The following is a 16,389-nucleotide window of genomic DNA, read 5'->3' as shown; positions in this document are numbered from 1 at the left end:
GCCATCAACCTTATGTCATCGCCCGGGCAGCCGCAATCAGTGCCTGGCCTAGCGCCAGACCACCATCACCCGCCGGAAGGCGCTGTGGCATCAATAGCTGAAAGTCATGCAGTTGCTCGCATAATAGCTCGCGCAGCAGTCGGTTATGCAACACGCCCCCGGAAAAGGCAATGGTATCAATGCCAAAGTCGTGTGCCGCTTGACGGGCTAAGGTGGCAATGCCCTGCGCCAGCGCGAAGTGGAAAGCATAAGCCCGCTCTGCCGGTGTAGCATCGTAAGCCAGCCATTGCTGCCAAAATGTGGCTAAATCCAGCTGATTACCGCGCAGCGGTAGCGTGACGGGGGGAACCGTTCTGGCACTCTGCCATGCCAGCGCTTCCAACTGACAAGCAGCCTCTCCCTCCCAACTGATGGTGTGCGGCACAATATTGAGTGCTGCCGCCACCGCATCAAATAATCGCCCCGTCGATGAAGCCAGTGGCGCATTGATGCCACGCGCAATGGCGCGCGCGAGGATCGCGCCCTGTGGCTGTGGAATGGCAGCAGCTTCAGGTAAGTTTTGCCCTAGTGGAACAAAGCGCTGTAACTGTGCCAACAAGTTGCGCCATGGCTGACGAGAAGCTAAATCCCCGCCGGGCAGAGCCACGGCTGGCAAGCCACCGATATGTTCACAACTCACATAATCTACACGTAAACATTCGCCCCCCCACAACTGGCCCTCTGCACCATATCCCAGCCCATCCAGCGCCAGACCAATTACTGCTCCGCCCTCACGCGGCCAGCCATGTTCTGCCAGACAAGCCGCCAGATGTGCGTGATGATGCAGCACCTCCACGCAAGGAATATTCTGTTGTGCGGCCCACTCTTTACCAAACTGATGGCTGACATACCCGGGATGGGCATCCACCACTACCGACTGTGGGGTGAAATGATAAATATTGCAAAATAGCGCGAGTAACTGCTGCTGTTGCTGCGCAATATCGCTATCAGCCAGATCCCCCAAGTGCTGGCTCAACACCGCATTGCTATCGCGCAACAGACAAAAGGTATTTTTCATGTCTGCCCCCAGCGCCAGAATTGCCGGTTGCTGGCTAAACCCCGGAGGCAGTTCGAAAGCATCGGGCACATAACCTCTGGCGCGGCGCAGCATTTCAGCGCCATTGTCGGTGAAGCGCACCAGCGAATCATCTGCTCGCTGCACAATAGCCCTATCGTGCAACAGCCAATAGTCGGCTATATCAGTTAGCGCACTCAGGGCTTGCTCATTACTGAGTGCCGGAGGTTTGCCACTGCCATTGCCGGAGGTCATCACCAGTGGGCGCGCGACTTGTTGCAGCAACAAATGTTGTAGCGGATTGGCGGGCAACATCACGCCGATTTCCGGTAACTTTGGTGCAATCGCGCCACTGAGTGGGCTGTTCGGTTGTTTAGCGACTAAAACGATGGGGGCCGCCGAGCTGCGTAATAATCGGAGCAAAGCGTCATTATCGGTGTCCTGCACACAGGTTTTTAACCAACTGGCATCCGGCAACATGACGGCCAGAGGCTTGGAGGGCCGGTGTTTACGTGCACGTAAACGGGCCACTGCGCTACTATTGGTGGCATCGACCGCCAAATGAAAGCCGCCCACACCTTTGACGGCAACAATCTCACCAGCCAATAGTGCCGAAGCCGCCTGCTGCACGGCAGTAAAGCCCTGAGCCAAGGTCTGGCCGTTTACATCACTCAGCCATAATTGCGGGCCACAATCCGCGCAGGCATTGGGTTGAGCATGAAAACGGCGGTCTGCCGGATGGTCATATTCGGCCTGACAGGCCGCACACAGCGGGAACTTGCCCATCGAGGTATAGGGCCGGTCATAGGGCATGCGGTGGATAATGGTAAAACGCGGGCCGCAATGGGTGCAGTTGATAAAAGGATAACGATAGCGGCGATTGGCGGGGTCATTCATTTCGTGCAGGCAAGCATTGCAGGTTGCAGCATCGGGCACGATTTGGGTGTCCATCTGCCCGGCCCCACTATGATGAATCACAAAATCCAGCGGCGGTTGTGCCCAGTGATAGGGTGCGCTGACGATGCTATCAATCTGTGCCAGCGGCGGGCAATCCAGCGGCAATGCCTGTAAAAAATCCACCACTGCTGGCGATTGCCACAGATGAATGGTCACTCCCGCGCTGTCGTTACTGACATCGCCACACAGGCCAAAACGATGGGCAAGTTGCCAGATATAGGGACGAAAACCAACCCCTTGCACCTTACCTTTTACCCGCAGGCGAAGACCATTTTTATCCACAATGAACTCCTGACCTCACCCAATTCCTGGCCACACTCATCGCCAATCCCCAAGGACGCGGAGGAGGATTAACAGATTCGTGGTAACGGCTCATCAAGAGGTAAATCCAAGCGGCGCGAAACACCAAATGCGCCACATAAACGCACTTGCTTGCTCTCGGTAACATGCCCAATAACTGCGGCGTCCTGGCCTAATGGATGGCGATGCAACTCGGCCAAAACCGCCTGTTGGGCCTCGGGGGAGACCACCAGCACTAACTTACCTTCGTTAGCAAAATTGAGCGCATCCAATCCCAGCAATTCGCAAATCCCGCGCACTGCCGGTTTCAGCGGTAAATCAGTTTCGTTGATTTCCATACCACAACCACTGGCGGCGGCAAATTCATGCAAGATAGCGGTCACTCCGCCCCGTGTGGCATCGCGTAGCGCTCGCACCCCGGCAATGTGGCGCAGTGGGGCAATCAGGGGTGCCAACAGCGCACAATCACTGATTAGTTCAGCTTCCAGACCCAAACCTTCGCGCAGATTCAGAATGGTCGCGCCATGATCACCCAAAGTGCCACTGACAATGATCCGATCACCCGCACGGATCATCGCCGTTCCCCACTGGATATCTGCCGGGATCACACCAATACCGGTGGTATTAATAAAGATCTTATCCGCCGCTCCACGCTGCACCACTTTAGTATCGCCAGTGACTATCTGCATACCCGCCTGCTGCGCGGTAGCGGCCATTGACTGCACAATCCGTTCAAGTGAGGCAATCGGCAGACCTTCTTCCAGAATAAAACCACACGAAAGATAGCGCGGTATCGCCCCACTGACCGCCACATCATTGGCGGTACCGCACACCGCCAATTTGCCAATATCACCGCCGGGGAAAAAAATAGGATCGATGACATAGCTGTCCGTTGATACTGCCAGCCGATCACCGAGCGCAGTAAGATCCGCCAGCGCAATACGCGCCTGATCCTCCCGCTCATTCAGCGCGGGGTTAGAAAATGCCGCCAAAAACAGTGACTCAATCAAGCTTTGCATGGCCCGCCCACCACTGCCGTGGGCCAGGGTGATCTCGTGGTTATTCATTCATTATTGCCTGATTTATTTATATTGGTAGTAAGCGGAGCAAGCTCCCTCAGAGGAAACCATCAGCGCCCCAAATGCATTATCTGGCGTGCACTCGCCACCGAACAACGGGCATTGGTTCGGCTTACAGCGCCCAGTCAGCACATCGCCACAGCGGGATCGCGGGTCATCCGCCACTTTCTGCTGCTGTGGTTTGAAACGCAGTTCGGCATCAAAAGCCTGATACGCCGGGCTAAGTTGCACACCGGAATCGGCGATTTCACCCAACCCACGCCACTCGCTGCTAGCTTTAACGATAAACACGTCATCCAGTGCTTGCTGTGCCAATAGGTTGCCGCTGTCCGGCACGATGCGCCGGTACTGGTTTTCCACGGCACAGCGCCCACTGACCATCTGCTCCAGTAGCATCACCAACCCTTGTAAAATATCCAGCGGCTCAAAGCCGGTGACCACCAGCGGTTTATTGAATTGATCGCAGATAAAGTGGTATGGCGTGGTGCCGATCACCATGCTGACATGGCCTGGAGCCAGAAAGCCGTCGATCCGCACATCGGGCTGCTGTAGCAGACTACGCAACGTAGGAATAATGGTGATGTGCTGGCAGAACAGAGTGAAATTGGTCAGCCCAAGCCGCTTGGCTTGTTGTAGCGTTAAGGCACTGGCCGGCATGGTCGTTTCAAAGCCCAAGCCGAAAAATACCACCTCGCGGGAAGGGTTATTCTGTGCCAGCGTCAGGGCATCCAGTGGTGAGTAAACCACGCGAATATCCGCGCCGCGCCGCTTAGCATCCAGCATCGAACCATTACGGCCCGGCACTCGCATCGCGTCGCCATAAGTGCAGAAAATCACCTCTGGGTGAGCGGCAATCTCCAAACAACTGTCGATACGCCCCATCGGCAGAACACAGACCGGGCAGCCTGGCCCATGAACAAACTCCAGCCCATCTGGGAGCAGTTGATCAAGACCAAATTTAAAGATCGCATGAGTATGACCGCCGCACACCTCCATGATCTGCAACGGCAAGCGCTGTTGATCCGGGATCTGCGGCAGTAAGTTTTCGATACGGCTCAACAACGCCGTCACTAATGCCGGATCTCGAAACTCATCAACGTAGCGCATCGCTGGCCCCACTTACGACATCATCCAGATCTAGCCCAACAGCTTGCATATGCGCTAACGCCGCCAGTGTTTGCTGAGCTTCTTCTTCATCAAGCAGACTCATGGCAAACCCAACATGCACCAAAACCCATTGGCCCAGCAAAGCCGCCGGACTTTCATCGCACACTAGCGCAATATTGATTTCGCGTTTCACGCCGTTCACTTCCACCCATGCCAATTGGTGGATATCTTCACCTACCGCCACAATCTTGCCGGGTACGCCTAAGCACATCGCTGCGCCTCCAGCCATTCCAGCCACAAGTCCATGCCCTCGCCGCTACTGGCTGACAGAGCAATAACCTGAATATCGGGGTTCACCTGACGGGCATAGGCGATGCACTGCTCAATATCAAAATCCAGATACGGCAACAAATCGACTTTATTGATAATCATCAGGGTAGATGCAGCAAACATATGAGGATATTTCAACGGCTTATCTTCACCCTCAGTAACCGAGAGCACCGCCACTTTGTGGCGTTCGCCCAGATCAAAGCTGGCCGGGCAGACCAAGTTGCCGACGTTTTCGATAAACAGCAGGCTATCATTGGCAAGCCCCAATCGGTGCGCGGCATCGTGCACCATCTGCGCATCCAGATGACAGCCTTTGCCGGTATTAACCTGAATCGCTGGCACGCCGGTAGCGCGAATGCGCTCGGCATCATGGGTAGTTTGCTGATCACCTTCAATCACTGCGCAAGGCACTCGCCCGGCCAGCAACTGTAAAGTCGTGGTCAACAAAGTGGTTTTGCCGGAACCGGGACTGGAAACCAAATTCAGCGCCAAAATATGTTGTTCGACAAAATGCTCACGGTTATGGCTGGCTAACTGATTATTTTTGCTCAGTACATCTTGCTCAATTTGCAATAAGCGGCGCTGTCCCATGCCCGGCGCGTGGCTACCGGCCTCACCCTGACCATAATGCAGCCCAAGTTTATCGGCATGAACTTGTGGGGCAAAAGGCTCTGCTGCCGGAGCGTCGGTATCCTCAGGTTCATTACCCGCCATCGGTTCCGGCGCTTTGCCATGATAATGATGATGAACATCACCTTGATGGTAATAATAGTGGTGGTGAACAATGACCGGCTGCGTGCCTTTAGCGACATATTTATTTTTATGTTTATGCTGAATTTTTTGCGGCTGGGCAGCGCTTTCATGATGATCATGGTGATGATGATCGTGGTGGCCGTCATCATGATGATGATGGTGGTCGTGATGATCGTCGTGGTGGTGATCATCATGATGATGGTTGTCGTCGCCCTCGATCTTTCTCTCGCCGCTGGCGCAACCACAAGTCGTACACATAGGAATTCACTCCTTCAGGATTATTCCACTTCTATCTGTTTTACCTGCAAATTGCTGCCACTCTCCACTTGCAGAGCATGGCTGCCGCAATGCGGGCACCCGGCATCATGCCGTTCAATAGCAACACTGGTGCTGCACTCCCAGCACCAGGCTTTGGCTGGCTGATAGCTAAGGTGCAATTGGCACCCCGCAGCCAGTGTCTGGCGGCTGGCGCTATCAAAACTAAAACGCAAAGCGCTCTCTTCAATACAAGATAGCGCACCAATCTCCAGCCATACTGCTGTTATCCGTTTGGCACCATGCAATTGTGCCTGTTTCTCAATCAGCTCCAATGTGCTGAGGCATAAACTGATTTCATGCATGCGGATTCGTCATTTGAGTGACCTTACTAAACAAGGCGCGCCGCCGTGGATTGGCGGGAGCATCTGCATCCACCACCGGCAGTGAGAGTGCCATGCGCGCACTCTGTTCTGCCAGTTGCACCGCCTGTTCTGCACCGAGCGCAGTGTCCAGCGGCGACATCAACGAGCGGCTCAGATATTGGCCGCAACCGGCAATCTCGCTAACGGTAAAACCGATGGTGCCGCAAGGTAGCGCCAGCATCAGGCGCTCTCCCACAATACGGCGTTGCCAGCTTTGCTGTGGCCCTGGCAATACCACCAGACTCAGCATCCATGGAGTCAATAACGCGCCAATCCATTGCTGCTCAAATAACTGAAATCCACAGGCGCGCAGGGGAATATGGTCGCGGTAAAATGGCAATTTGCACATTTCATCGGCCGCTATCTGGCTAAACACCTGTTCCAGCAATTCCGTCGGATTTTGTGCATGGCCGGCAATGACATCAGACATGGCTTTCTTCCCGTGCTTTGAGCGTGATTCCGCTGACCTGTAGTGCCGCGATAATCTGTTCCAGCGCCGGTTCGATGGCCTGCGTGACCGTCGGCGTCAGGCCAATCTTCGGTGCCAGCGATTCGGGCACTACCCCCACTAACGTAAGCTGGCGCGGGAACTCGTCGGTCAGTTGCAGCGCCATCAGCACATCGCAGAGCCCCAACTGATGCGGTGACACTTTGCGACTGAACATCGCCGGAATTTCTTTATCCCGCAGCACTACCACGCTACCCGGTGACTGCCCGGTCAATACCGCATCAGCGACAATCAGATGTTCGCGATTTGCCATCGCTTCCATCAACTCCAAACCGGCAGTGCCGCCATCCAGCACCTCCACTCCCGCGGGGATGTGAAAGCGCTGTTCCAGCGCCTCGACAATCCGCACCCCGACAGCTTCATCACTGAGTAATAAGTTACCTATACCTAATACCAAAATCCCCATCACAGCACCTTGACTTTGGTCACTTCGTTGCCCGTTGTGTCGACAATATGTACAGCACAGGACATGCACGGGTCGAATGAGTGAATGGTCCGCACCACCTCCAGTGGTTTGGCAGGATCGGCCACCGGCGTCCCGACTAGCGCTTGCTCGTAAGGACCCGGTTCATCGTTATAGTTTCGCGGCCCAGCATTCCAGGTTGATGGCACCACCGCCTGATAATTGGCGATTTTGCCATCTTTGATAACCACCCAGTGCGACAGCATGCCGCGCGGGGCTTCTTCAAAGCCCACGCCACGGATTTCACCCGTCAGGGGAATGTCAGGTTTGATAAAGGTTTCGACATCACCGGTGCCAATATTGGTCACCAGTGCCGTCCATTGCTGGGCCAACGTCTCATGCAGCACACAGCAATGCACCGCACGACCAATAATGCGGCCCAATGTTGATGGCAGTTGTTCAGCGCGAATACTCTGTCCACTTAAGGTGTGGTAAGCCGCGCCAATATCACTAAAGTGCTGTTTGGTTGGCCCATGATCTGCCGCCATCCCACACATCAACCAAGCCAGCGGCCCAACTTCCACAGTTTTGCCATAGAATGTCGGCGCTTTCACCCAAGAGTATTTGCCATCTTCCTGCCAGCCGGTGTAATTCGGGTTGGTTTTCCCTTCCCAAGGGGCCAGCGGTTCATCGTCCTTGTACCAGGCATGCTTACCACTCTCGGCAATCCCTTTGATCAAGTAAGGATCGTTGTGATTAACAATCGGGCGGAAGGTGCCATTTTCCAGATAACCGCCCGGCAGCAGGAAGGTTTCCCCTTTGCGATCGATGGGCAGCTCCGGCACGCTGAGGTAATAATCAGCGCCTTTGCCCAGATTGAGCCAGCCCGGATAATGGGCGGCGATCACCGCGGTATCCACCTTGTAGACTTGCTCGATAAAGCTCCCCAAGCGGTCGATAAAGGATTTCACCAGCATCAGGCGTTCCAGATTCAGCACACTCGGCATATCCAGATTAATCGGGTTGGCAACCCCGCCTACCGCCAGGTTTTGAATATGCGGCGTTTTGCCGCCCAGTACCGCCACAATGCGGTTGGCATCGCGCTGGCACTCCAGCGCTTGCAGGTAATGTGCCACAGCAATCAGATTCACTTCCGGCGGCAATGCCATTGCTGGATGGCCCCAATAACCGTTGGCAAAAATACCTAACTGGCCGCTGGCGACCAAATCCTTGATTTTCTGCTGTACGCGGGCAAACTCCTGCTCACTATTAAGCGGCCAACTGGATAGCCCTCTTAGCATCTCTGCCGCTTTACGCGGCGAAGCTTGCAGTGCCGAGGTGACATCCACCCAGTCCAATGCCGATAGCTGATAGAAGTGGACGATATGGTCATGAATACTGTGCGCAGCCAGAATCAGGTTGCGGATATGCTGCGCATTGACTGGCACTTCCATTCCTAATGCATTCTCGACTGCACGCACCGAGGCAATGGCGTGGATGGTGGTGCAGACGCCACAAATGCGCTGCACAATCATCCAGGCATCGCGCGGATCATTACCTTGCAGAATTTCTTCCATGCCACGCCACATGGTGCCGGAGGACCAAGCCTTAATGACTTTGCCGTCCTCAATTTCGCAGTCGATCCGCAGGTGTCCCTCAATTCGGGTGACGGGATCAATGGTGATGCGTTGGCTCATGCTTTACCTCTGTCTGATTATTCTTATGTAACTGCCCGTGAGCAGGAAGCACCGGCAACAGTCGAATCAATAAAATGTAGGCGCAGACCTCAATGGCGACGAAGCCGATGGAGATCAGGATTTCACTGGTGGTTGGGAAATAGTTGTAGCCGCCGCCGGGGTTGAAGGCCAATAGCGAGTAATTCAGCCGCCATAAGGCTCCGCCGCCAATCATGCAGAGCGCGCCGATAAACAGTAGGCGGCTGTCTTGTCTGGCTTTCGGAATGCGGAAAATTAGCAACGGCAACGCCATCAGGATAATTTCAGCCCAGAAAGCAATGGAATAGCGGTCAAACAGCCACAGATAATCGGTTTTATGGCGCACGATCACTTCACCAAGACGCAGCACAATAAACAGCAGCAGGAATACGTCGATGATGGTAGTCAATCGCGCGAATAGCGGCGCTTCGTTTGCCCCTCGCCCACGCAATCCGGCCTGAACCAATGAGCCTTCAAAGATGACAATAGAGAAGCCGAGAATAGCGGCCGTCAGCAGGGAGAATAGCGGCAACATTTCATAGCTTTGCCATAGCGGGTGAATCTTGGCACCTGCGGCAATCATCAACGATCCCATTGAAGATTGGTGCATGGTGGGTAGCAGCGCACCCAGTGCGATGACAAAAAACATCAATTTATTGAGTCGCTTAAGCGACACTTTCCAACCGAGGCGTTCAAATAACGCCGGAGCAAATTCCACCGCCATGACGCCAATATAAATCGTCATACAGACCGCGGTTTCGAACAGCACCGAGTTAACGTTGAAATGCCCGGGGATAAAGAAGTAAGGCAGGTTCCAGTAGCGGCCCACGTCGATGGTTATCGACAAGCCACCCAGCGCATAACCAAACAAACTGGCGAGCAGTGCCGGGCGTACCAGTGGGTGATATTCCCCGCGGTTAAACACATAAACCGCCCAAGCCAATGCCCAGCCACCGCAAGCCAAACCGGTGCCAACCAGCAAGTCGAAGGCAATCCAGATGCCCCACGGGAAGCCGCCATTTAAGTCACTGACCGACCCCAGCCCTAGCACCAAACGTTTGACAATCAATAGCGCACATAACACCACAAAAGGCGCTAACAGCATGACCGGCCAACTGACCAGCCGCCCACCCAGTGGGCTGGATTTATGCATCGTCATCTGGACCTTCCTTTTTATCCGGCGTGCCCGACTCGCCATGATGCTTTTTATCTTCATCATGTTCAGAGTCTTTGCGCTCATCACGCGTATTTCTGTGCACCAATGCCGTCACCCCGGCCAGTACCGCCAGCGGTAGGATCATGCCTTTGTACAACGTGTGCTGGACATGTTCAGAGCGAGCGCCCGTCGCCAGTTCGGCCAATGGTGGTAAATCGAGTTTCTCGGCCGGAATGCCCGCCAGCACCAAAACCTGGGTGCCACCGCCCTCTTTCTCACCATAAACGTGCTTATCATAGTGAGGGACCGGATGCTCGTAGGTGTCATTAGCACTGAGAGTTTGGCGTGGGAAACGGTAGTTTTCACCCGGTGCTAGCGTCAGCCGCCGTTGAGCTTCTGACAGTAGCTCCTCGCGAGTACCGAATATCACCGCCCCGGTCGGACAGACTTCAACACAGCCGGGTAAGCCGCCTTTATCCAAACGCTCAACCCCTTTCTGGTTGCACAATTCACATTTATGAATCTTGCCAAAGGGGTTGTCGTAATCATATTTCGGCACATTGAACGGGCAACCGACCATGCAATAACGGCAACCGGTACAAACATCGGGGTCGTAGTGAACAATGCCGGTTTTGGCATCTTTGCGCAGGGCACTTACCGGACAGACGGAGACACAATTGGGATCAACGCAATGCATGCACTGCTTTTTGATATAGGCATAGCCATCTTCCAATTGATCTTTATTAACCCCCGCGCCGCTGGTCCATACCTGAATAATATTGTTGGTAAAGGGGCTGAGTTTGTCATTCTCGGACCAAACAGCCTCGCCGCGGGCGTATATCTCGCTATGATTGACCTGCTGGCATTTGCTCACGCAGGCCTGACAACCGACACATAATGTGGAGTCATACAACATCCCCAGCGCACCGGGAATCGGTGGCCGGTTTTGTACCTCAGCTTTGGTGCTGGGCGACAGCCCCACCAACAGCACACCACCAGAGGCTAATTTGAAAAAGTGACGTCGGTTCACGGCTACTCCTCCCGCGATGAGTGATCGTCATCTTTGCGGCGCTGTTTCTGTTGCCGCCCCAGCTCACGCACCGTCATCAGGCTGACACCGGCGACCAATCCCACAACCCCACCCAGTAACGCTGTGGCGGTGGTCGAGATCTTGCCGCCTTCGGCGTTATGGATCAGCGGTAGCTCGCCACGCGGTGTCGGATGTTCAACACTGGACAATTGCGCGATACCTTTGGTGAAACCGATGCCTTCTTCATTACAACCGTAGCAAGGATGCCCTATCCCGACCGGCCAGATACCCCCGCCGACATCACAGAACTCCAGTGTCGGGCAGTTGCCATAGGTCTCCGGCCCCTTACAGCCTAAATGATAAAGACACCAACCTTGTCGATGGCCTTCATCACCAAACTGACGGGCAAAACGGCCAGCATCAAAGTGCGGACGCCGTTCGCAGTTTTCGTGGATCAGGCGGCCATAAGCAAAGGTTGGGCGGTTTTTGGCATCCAATGCGGGTGGCCGCTGGAAGGTAATGATATGGGCCACTGTCGCCAGAAAGTTATGCGGATTAGGTGGGCAGCCGGGGATATTAATGACGGTTTTGCCCGGCAGCACCTCTTGCAAGCTAACCGCGCCGGTTGGGTTGCCGCCAGTGGCAGGTACGCCGCCCCAGGCAGAACAGGAGCCAATAGCAATAATAGCCGCTGCATGCTCTGCGGCTTCACGAATATGCTCGACAATAGGTTTACCGGCAACCATGCAGTAAATCCCACCGTCTTTCAGTGGGATAGAACCATCCACCACCAGTACATATTTCCCTTTGTACTTTTCAATTGCGTGGTGCTTGTTCTCTTCCGCCTGATCACCAAAGGCGGCAGAGAGAACTTCGTGATACTCCATTGAGATAACACTCAGCAGCAGGTTCTCAATGGTCGGGTGAGTTGAACGTAACAGTGACTCGGTACAACCGGTACACTCCTGCGCACCAATCCAGATGACTGGCGGACGTTGGGGTGAACTCACTGTACTAGCGATTTCAGCGGCAGCCTTGCTGCTGAGACCCATGGTGGCAGCTAATGCTGCACAAAGTTTCATAAAATCACGACGGTTAACGCCATGCTGGGAAAGCATGTTTTTTCCCCTATTTTTTATTATTCTACTTATACCCACTAAATTTCAAGATTCAGGAAAACAGCAAGCGCACCTGCGACGTGAAAGATGATGAGCATACCCTTAGATAAAACATGGTTTTGTGTTAATATTTTGTAACCTCCGAAATTTAATTAAGTTGATCTTTATCAATGGATAATTGATTGAGTTAATGCGAGGAAAATATCTGTGAACTAAAACCGTTTCAGCAAAATATTTCATTTGCCAGAAGTTATAAAATCTGTCAAGTAGTAATGTGGGGGATACAGATGGAATTGAATATCATTAACCGAGCATGGCTAATTAACGATATGACTTTAATTACATATTACTTACTTTAGTTATTTAACCGGAAATGAAAGTTCTATCTGACTTAAAGATGAAATGAGCCTCTTAGCCCAATTAAGCAAACCTAATTGATAAAAAAAGCCTAATTTGGCATTGAAAACACTGAAGTATTGCCATTTAAAAACTCACCAAACCCGCGCCCCCCTTGCTGAAACGGGTTCTTTTTGCTCTTCTCAAAGTTCGATAAAAATCAGTGCAAAAAACCAGCATAAATTTTTTCCAATTACGTCAATTATTTACCAAAACTGATTATTTTAACATTTGGCTTAAGCTCCACTGATGCCAAAACGGGTTAACAATTCAATCTGCCATTATCATTTTATAAAAAATAAAACCAGAGCCACTTGAAAAGGCAAATCACATGGCATGATTAATTATTAATTTTGTCTGCGAGCCAAATATGAATTTTCAACTATCAGATTTTAAGTAATTTTATTAGCTATTGGATATTTCAACGTACAATTTTGCTATTTTTAATAGTGAATATTATTGTTACAAAATGGATCTTCTCGGGATAATAAAAGATAATATTGAGCATCGGCATCATTCACCAACAGTGTATTTGGTTAATATTTGAGCTTTTAACAGCATAATACCCGTGTCAACTTGACGATTTGCTGCCAACCAATACCCTTTGTCAGGTGCAAAGTGCGCCGCTAGAGCGTAGTTAATTGCATATTTTATATATGAATCAATTTACTGGTAAATGAGCCGTGCTATGATGAATTTACCGGTCAATATTCAACCGGTTATGCGCTAAAAGGGGTTCCTTTATGATCAAGCCATTCATTGTTGTTGCTATCGCCGTTGCCACACTCAGTGGCTGCGCCAATAATAATACCCTTTCGGGCGATACATTCAGCAGCTCTCAAGCGGGTGTTACCCAAACGGTAACTTACGGTACTCTGGTTTCTGTACGCCCAGTCACTATTCAGGGCGGTGATGGAAATAACATTGCCGGTGCAGTTGGCGGTGCGGTTGTAGGTGGCTTCTTGGGTAATACCATCGGTGGCGGTACAGGCCGTCGTCTTGGCACTGCCGCAGGGGCGGTTGCTGGCGGTGTTGTTGGCCAACAAGTTCAAAGTATGCTGAACCGCAGTAGCGGTGTTGAATTAGAAGTTCGCCGAGATAACGGTACCACATTCCTGGTTGTTCAAGCCCAAGGAGTGACACAATTCCATGCTGGTCAACGAGTTACCATTGCAACCCATGGCAATACTGTCACTATCACTCCACGCTAATTTCATCAGCCACCTATTCGTGATGCGGGTATGTGGCTGTTCCCAATAAAAAGCACCGCCCAGCCCGGGGGTATTCGAGGGTTGGCTGGACAGTGAAAATAGCAATGTAACTACTCGGCTTTATTCATTGCCGATTTCACTACATTCTCTCCGTGATTGCCAAAGAACTGATAGAGGGTGTCAGAGGCGGTTTTAGTTAACACCATGATCTCAATGCGGCGGTTTTTAGCGGCTAAAGGCTCGGTGGTGTTCAGCAACATCTGATCGGCCATCGCATTGATTTGCAATACTCGACCTTCGTCCAATCCACCATTTACCAGCGCTTTATGCGCCATCAATGCCCTTTCCCCCGACAGATTCCAATTGTTGTACCGCACTTGGTCGCGATAACGGGACGCATCGGTATGCCCGGTAATAATGATTTTATTGTCCATCTCATTAAAGGCCGGTGCCAGCTCACCCAGTAAACGGCTGAAAAAAGGGGTCAGTACTGCGCTACTGCGTTGGAACATATCTCGCTGTTTATCATCCTGAATCAGAATACGCAGCCCTTGGGGAACCACTTCCATATGCAGATTGGATTGTGCGTCATAAGCGGAGGTAATCTGCATAATAATGCGCGATAACTCTTCCATCTCCTGACGGGATTTATCCACCACCTCTTCCAATGACTGCTCCGGCTCTGGTGCCTCTACCGCGAGGTTACTTTTGGTCTCTTTGGCCTGTTCTTGACCATCGATACTGTCAGAGAACTTGCCGCCGCCACTTCTGCTTTTAGACGGAATCGAAATAAAGGATTGCTGGGCAAAAATAGTCTGGCCATTCAGTTGCGCCACAATCTCTTGTCGCTCCTCTTCCGAGACCACTCCGACAATCCACAGCACCATAAACAGCGCCATCATGGCGAGAGTAAAGTCGGCAAAAGCCACTTTCCATGCACCAGAATGCCCGCTTTCATATTTCTTTCTGGCAGAACGTTTGATTATGGTGGTTTGCCCACCCATGGCATGACTTCTCATTACGCGCCTGCCATCATCAGCTTGTTAATCCACGAATCCAGAGTGGCAAAGGTCGGTTTGCTGTCCAGCGGTAACATTTTACGCCCCGCGTCGACGGCCAGCAGTGAAGGTTTACCGGCCACATGATTGACCAACACCATCCGCACACATTCAAAGAACGCCAGTTTCTTTTTCATCGCCTGTTCCATGGCATTAGCCAGTGGGTCCATCAAGCAGTAGCAGATGAATACCCCTAGGAAAGTGCCGATCAAGGCGGCTGCCACTTTAATGCCGATCATTGCAATCGAGCCGTCAATGGATTGCATGGTGATGATAATGCCCAATACGGCGGCACAGATACCAAACCCAGGCATCGCTTCAGCGGTGCGATGAAAGGAGCGCGAGGGAACCAAAAGTTCCTCTTCTACCGCCGATAATTCCTGTTCGAGTATACCTTCCAGCTCATGTTGATTGATTTTGCCCATCGCCATTAGGCGGAAATTATCAGAGATAAAAGTCACCAGATGCTGGTCTTGTAAAATAAGAGGGTAGCGCTGGAATAGCGGGCTATTAGCCGGGGTTTCAATATGCTCATCCAAGCGTTTTAATCCGCCTTCATCCACCATTTCGAGTAATTCATATAAGAGCATCAGTAATTGCTGCTGAAATTCGGCGGTATATTCACTCTTGCGGGTGATGGCAAGAATCTGGTGCCACATTTCTTTTAATACATAACCGGGGTTTGCCAATATCATGGCTCCCACCCCTGATCCGAGGATAATAATTATCTCCCCGGGTTGCCAGAAGGAAGATAACATTCCGCCTGACATCATATAGCCACCAATCACACATACCATAATGACCAGCAGCCCAAATAATTTCTGCATAATACCCTCGACATTTTAAAAAAATGATTTAATTTTCTGTACTAACTTTTTATTAAGCTGACAAATTCGTGCTTCAGTGAGATCTAAAACTTCAGCAATCTCTTTCATACTCATTTCTTTTTGATAATAAAGATGCAAAATCATCTGCTCTCGCTCCTCTAATGAAGCGATAGCTTGATTAAGATTATCTTCAATAATAATACCCTCTTCCAACTGCCTGCTTTGTAAAGCATCAGTGGGCGTTTCCAGTGAAAGAATATCGTCCAGGCTTTCCATTGCACTGGCGCTCTCCAATAATAAATACTCTTGATATTCCTCTGCCGTCAGTTGCAGTTCGGCATTAATTTCCTCAAAGCTGGGTTCATGGCCCAATTGCCGTGCTACTTTACGAATAGCTTCATTGGTTTTATGCGTTTTCTGCCTTAGCCTACGTGGTCGCCAGTCATGTTCGCGCAGTTGATCCAGCACCGCACCCCGAATTCGATGAACAGCATAGGCAGCAAATTGCCCGTCAGGATGCCCATAGCGGCGTAGTGCCTCTAATAGCCCCATCAATGCAACTTGCTGCATATCCTCTCTGCCGATAACACTATCCGCCTGAAATGAAAGTTGTCTGACAACACGTTTTACCAAAGGTAAATACGCAGCCAGATATTGGCTTTCTTCCGCAGGCGTTAGCGCCAAATTATCATTAATGTCCATTATCG

16 protein-coding genes are annotated in these 16,389 nt (G+C 51.8%); 1 reads left to right on the top strand and 15 read right to left on the bottom strand.

Features of this window, described 5'->3' with window-relative positions; genetic code table 11:
- Positions 1–10: 10 nt before the first annotated feature.
- The 12 genes from hypF to hybO all read right to left on the bottom strand — a co-directional run bounded on the left by hypF (position 11) and on the right by hybO (position 12,190).
- Complete coding sequence (gene hypF / locus N0H69_RS06690; RefSeq protein ID WP_050150839.1) at positions 11–2,293, bottom strand: carbamoyltransferase HypF; 2,283 nt, start codon at positions 2,291–2,293, stop codon at positions 11–13.
- A 68-nt stretch (positions 2,294–2,361) separates the two neighbouring features.
- Complete coding sequence (hypE, locus tag N0H69_RS06685; RefSeq protein WP_050108490.1) at positions 2,362–3,378, bottom strand: hydrogenase expression/formation protein HypE; 1,017 nt, start codon at positions 3,376–3,378, stop codon at positions 2,362–2,364.
- A 15-nt stretch (positions 3,379–3,393) separates the two neighbouring features.
- Positions 3,394–4,497 carry a hydrogenase formation protein HypD gene (gene hypD, locus N0H69_RS06680; protein ID WP_050108493.1) on the bottom strand — a complete coding sequence of 368 codons (1,104 nt, stop codon included), beginning with the start codon at positions 4,495–4,497 and terminating at the stop codon, positions 3,394–3,396.
- Positions 4,484–4,768, bottom strand: coding sequence for a hydrogenase maturation factor HybG (gene hybG, locus N0H69_RS06675; protein ID WP_050134304.1), 285 nt, complete (start codon positions 4,766–4,768; stop codon positions 4,484–4,486). Before hybG ends, hypD begins: the two co-directional genes overlap by 14 nt.
- Positions 4,759–5,838, bottom strand: a complete 1,080-nt coding sequence (hypB, locus tag N0H69_RS06670; protein ID WP_050134303.1) for a hydrogenase nickel incorporation protein HypB — start codon at positions 5,836–5,838, stop codon at positions 4,759–4,761. Before hypB ends, hybG begins: the two co-directional genes overlap by 10 nt.
- Positions 5,839–5,858: 20 nt before the next feature.
- Positions 5,859–6,200, bottom strand: a complete 342-nt coding sequence (gene hypA, locus N0H69_RS06665; protein WP_050123545.1) for a hydrogenase maturation nickel metallochaperone HypA — start codon at positions 6,198–6,200, stop codon at positions 5,859–5,861.
- Positions 6,193–6,690 (bottom strand): hydrogenase-2 assembly chaperone, encoded by a 498-nt coding sequence (gene hybE / locus N0H69_RS06660; RefSeq protein WP_050108499.1) that lies wholly within the window; start codon positions 6,688–6,690, stop codon positions 6,193–6,195. The genes hypA and hybE overlap by 8 nt, the downstream gene beginning before the upstream one ends.
- Complete coding sequence (locus N0H69_RS06655) at positions 6,683–7,174, bottom strand: HyaD/HybD family hydrogenase maturation endopeptidase (RefSeq protein WP_050108501.1); 492 nt, start codon at positions 7,172–7,174, stop codon at positions 6,683–6,685. The genes hybE and N0H69_RS06655 overlap by 8 nt, the downstream gene beginning before the upstream one ends.
- Positions 7,174–8,868, bottom strand: coding sequence for a hydrogenase 2 large subunit (gene hybC / locus N0H69_RS06650; protein WP_050150836.1), 1,695 nt, complete (start codon positions 8,866–8,868; stop codon positions 7,174–7,176). Before hybC ends, N0H69_RS06655 begins: the two co-directional genes overlap by 1 nt.
- Entirely contained in the window at positions 8,846–10,045 is a 1,200-nt protein-coding gene (gene hybB / locus N0H69_RS06645) for a Ni/Fe-hydrogenase cytochrome b subunit (protein ID WP_050108504.1), read from the bottom strand. Before hybB ends, hybC begins: the two co-directional genes overlap by 23 nt.
- Positions 10,032–11,072: a hydrogenase 2 operon protein HybA gene (gene hybA / locus N0H69_RS06640; RefSeq protein WP_050150834.1), complete on the bottom strand. Its 1,041-nt coding sequence runs from the start codon at positions 11,070–11,072 to the stop codon at positions 10,032–10,034. The genes hybB and hybA overlap by 14 nt, the downstream gene beginning before the upstream one ends.
- Before the next feature lie 2 nt (positions 11,073–11,074).
- Positions 11,075–12,190 (bottom strand): hydrogenase 2 small subunit, encoded by a 1,116-nt coding sequence (gene hybO / locus N0H69_RS06635; RefSeq protein ID WP_050123536.1) that lies wholly within the window; start codon positions 12,188–12,190, stop codon positions 11,075–11,077.
- 1,139 nt (positions 12,191–13,329) lie between these two features.
- On the opposite strand from hybO, the gene N0H69_RS06630 reads away from it, so the two are divergent.
- Positions 13,330–13,797: an outer membrane lipoprotein gene (locus N0H69_RS06630; RefSeq protein ID WP_050108509.1), complete on the top strand. Its 468-nt coding sequence runs from the start codon at positions 13,330–13,332 to the stop codon at positions 13,795–13,797.
- Positions 13,798–13,907: 110 nt separating this feature from the next.
- Here the strand turns inward: N0H69_RS06630 and lafU are convergent, their stop codons facing one another.
- Genes lafU through N0H69_RS06615 form a run of 3 tightly spaced genes read right to left on the bottom strand, consistent with a single transcriptional unit; the run spans position 13,908 to position 16,384 of the window.
- On the bottom strand, positions 13,908–14,816 hold the full coding sequence (gene lafU, locus N0H69_RS06625; RefSeq protein WP_050145358.1) for a putative lateral flagellar export/assembly protein LafU: 909 nt from the start codon (positions 14,814–14,816) through the stop codon (positions 13,908–13,910).
- Positions 14,816–15,682: a flagellar motor stator protein MotA gene (gene motA / locus N0H69_RS06620; RefSeq protein WP_050123533.1), complete on the bottom strand. Its 867-nt coding sequence runs from the start codon at positions 15,680–15,682 to the stop codon at positions 14,816–14,818. Before motA ends, lafU begins: the two co-directional genes overlap by 1 nt.
- A gap of 15 nt (positions 15,683–15,697) precedes the next feature.
- Positions 15,698–16,384: a FliA/WhiG family RNA polymerase sigma factor gene (locus tag N0H69_RS06615; RefSeq protein WP_080990537.1), complete on the bottom strand. Its 687-nt coding sequence runs from the start codon at positions 16,382–16,384 to the stop codon at positions 15,698–15,700.
- Between the last annotated feature and the right edge of the window lie 5 nt (positions 16,385–16,389).

The sequence above is a fragment of the Yersinia alsatica genome (assembly GCF_025133195.1).
Lineage (GTDB): Bacteria > Pseudomonadota > Gammaproteobacteria > Enterobacterales > Enterobacteriaceae > Yersinia > Yersinia alsatica.
This window is presented reverse-complemented; position numbering and strand designations above follow the sequence as displayed.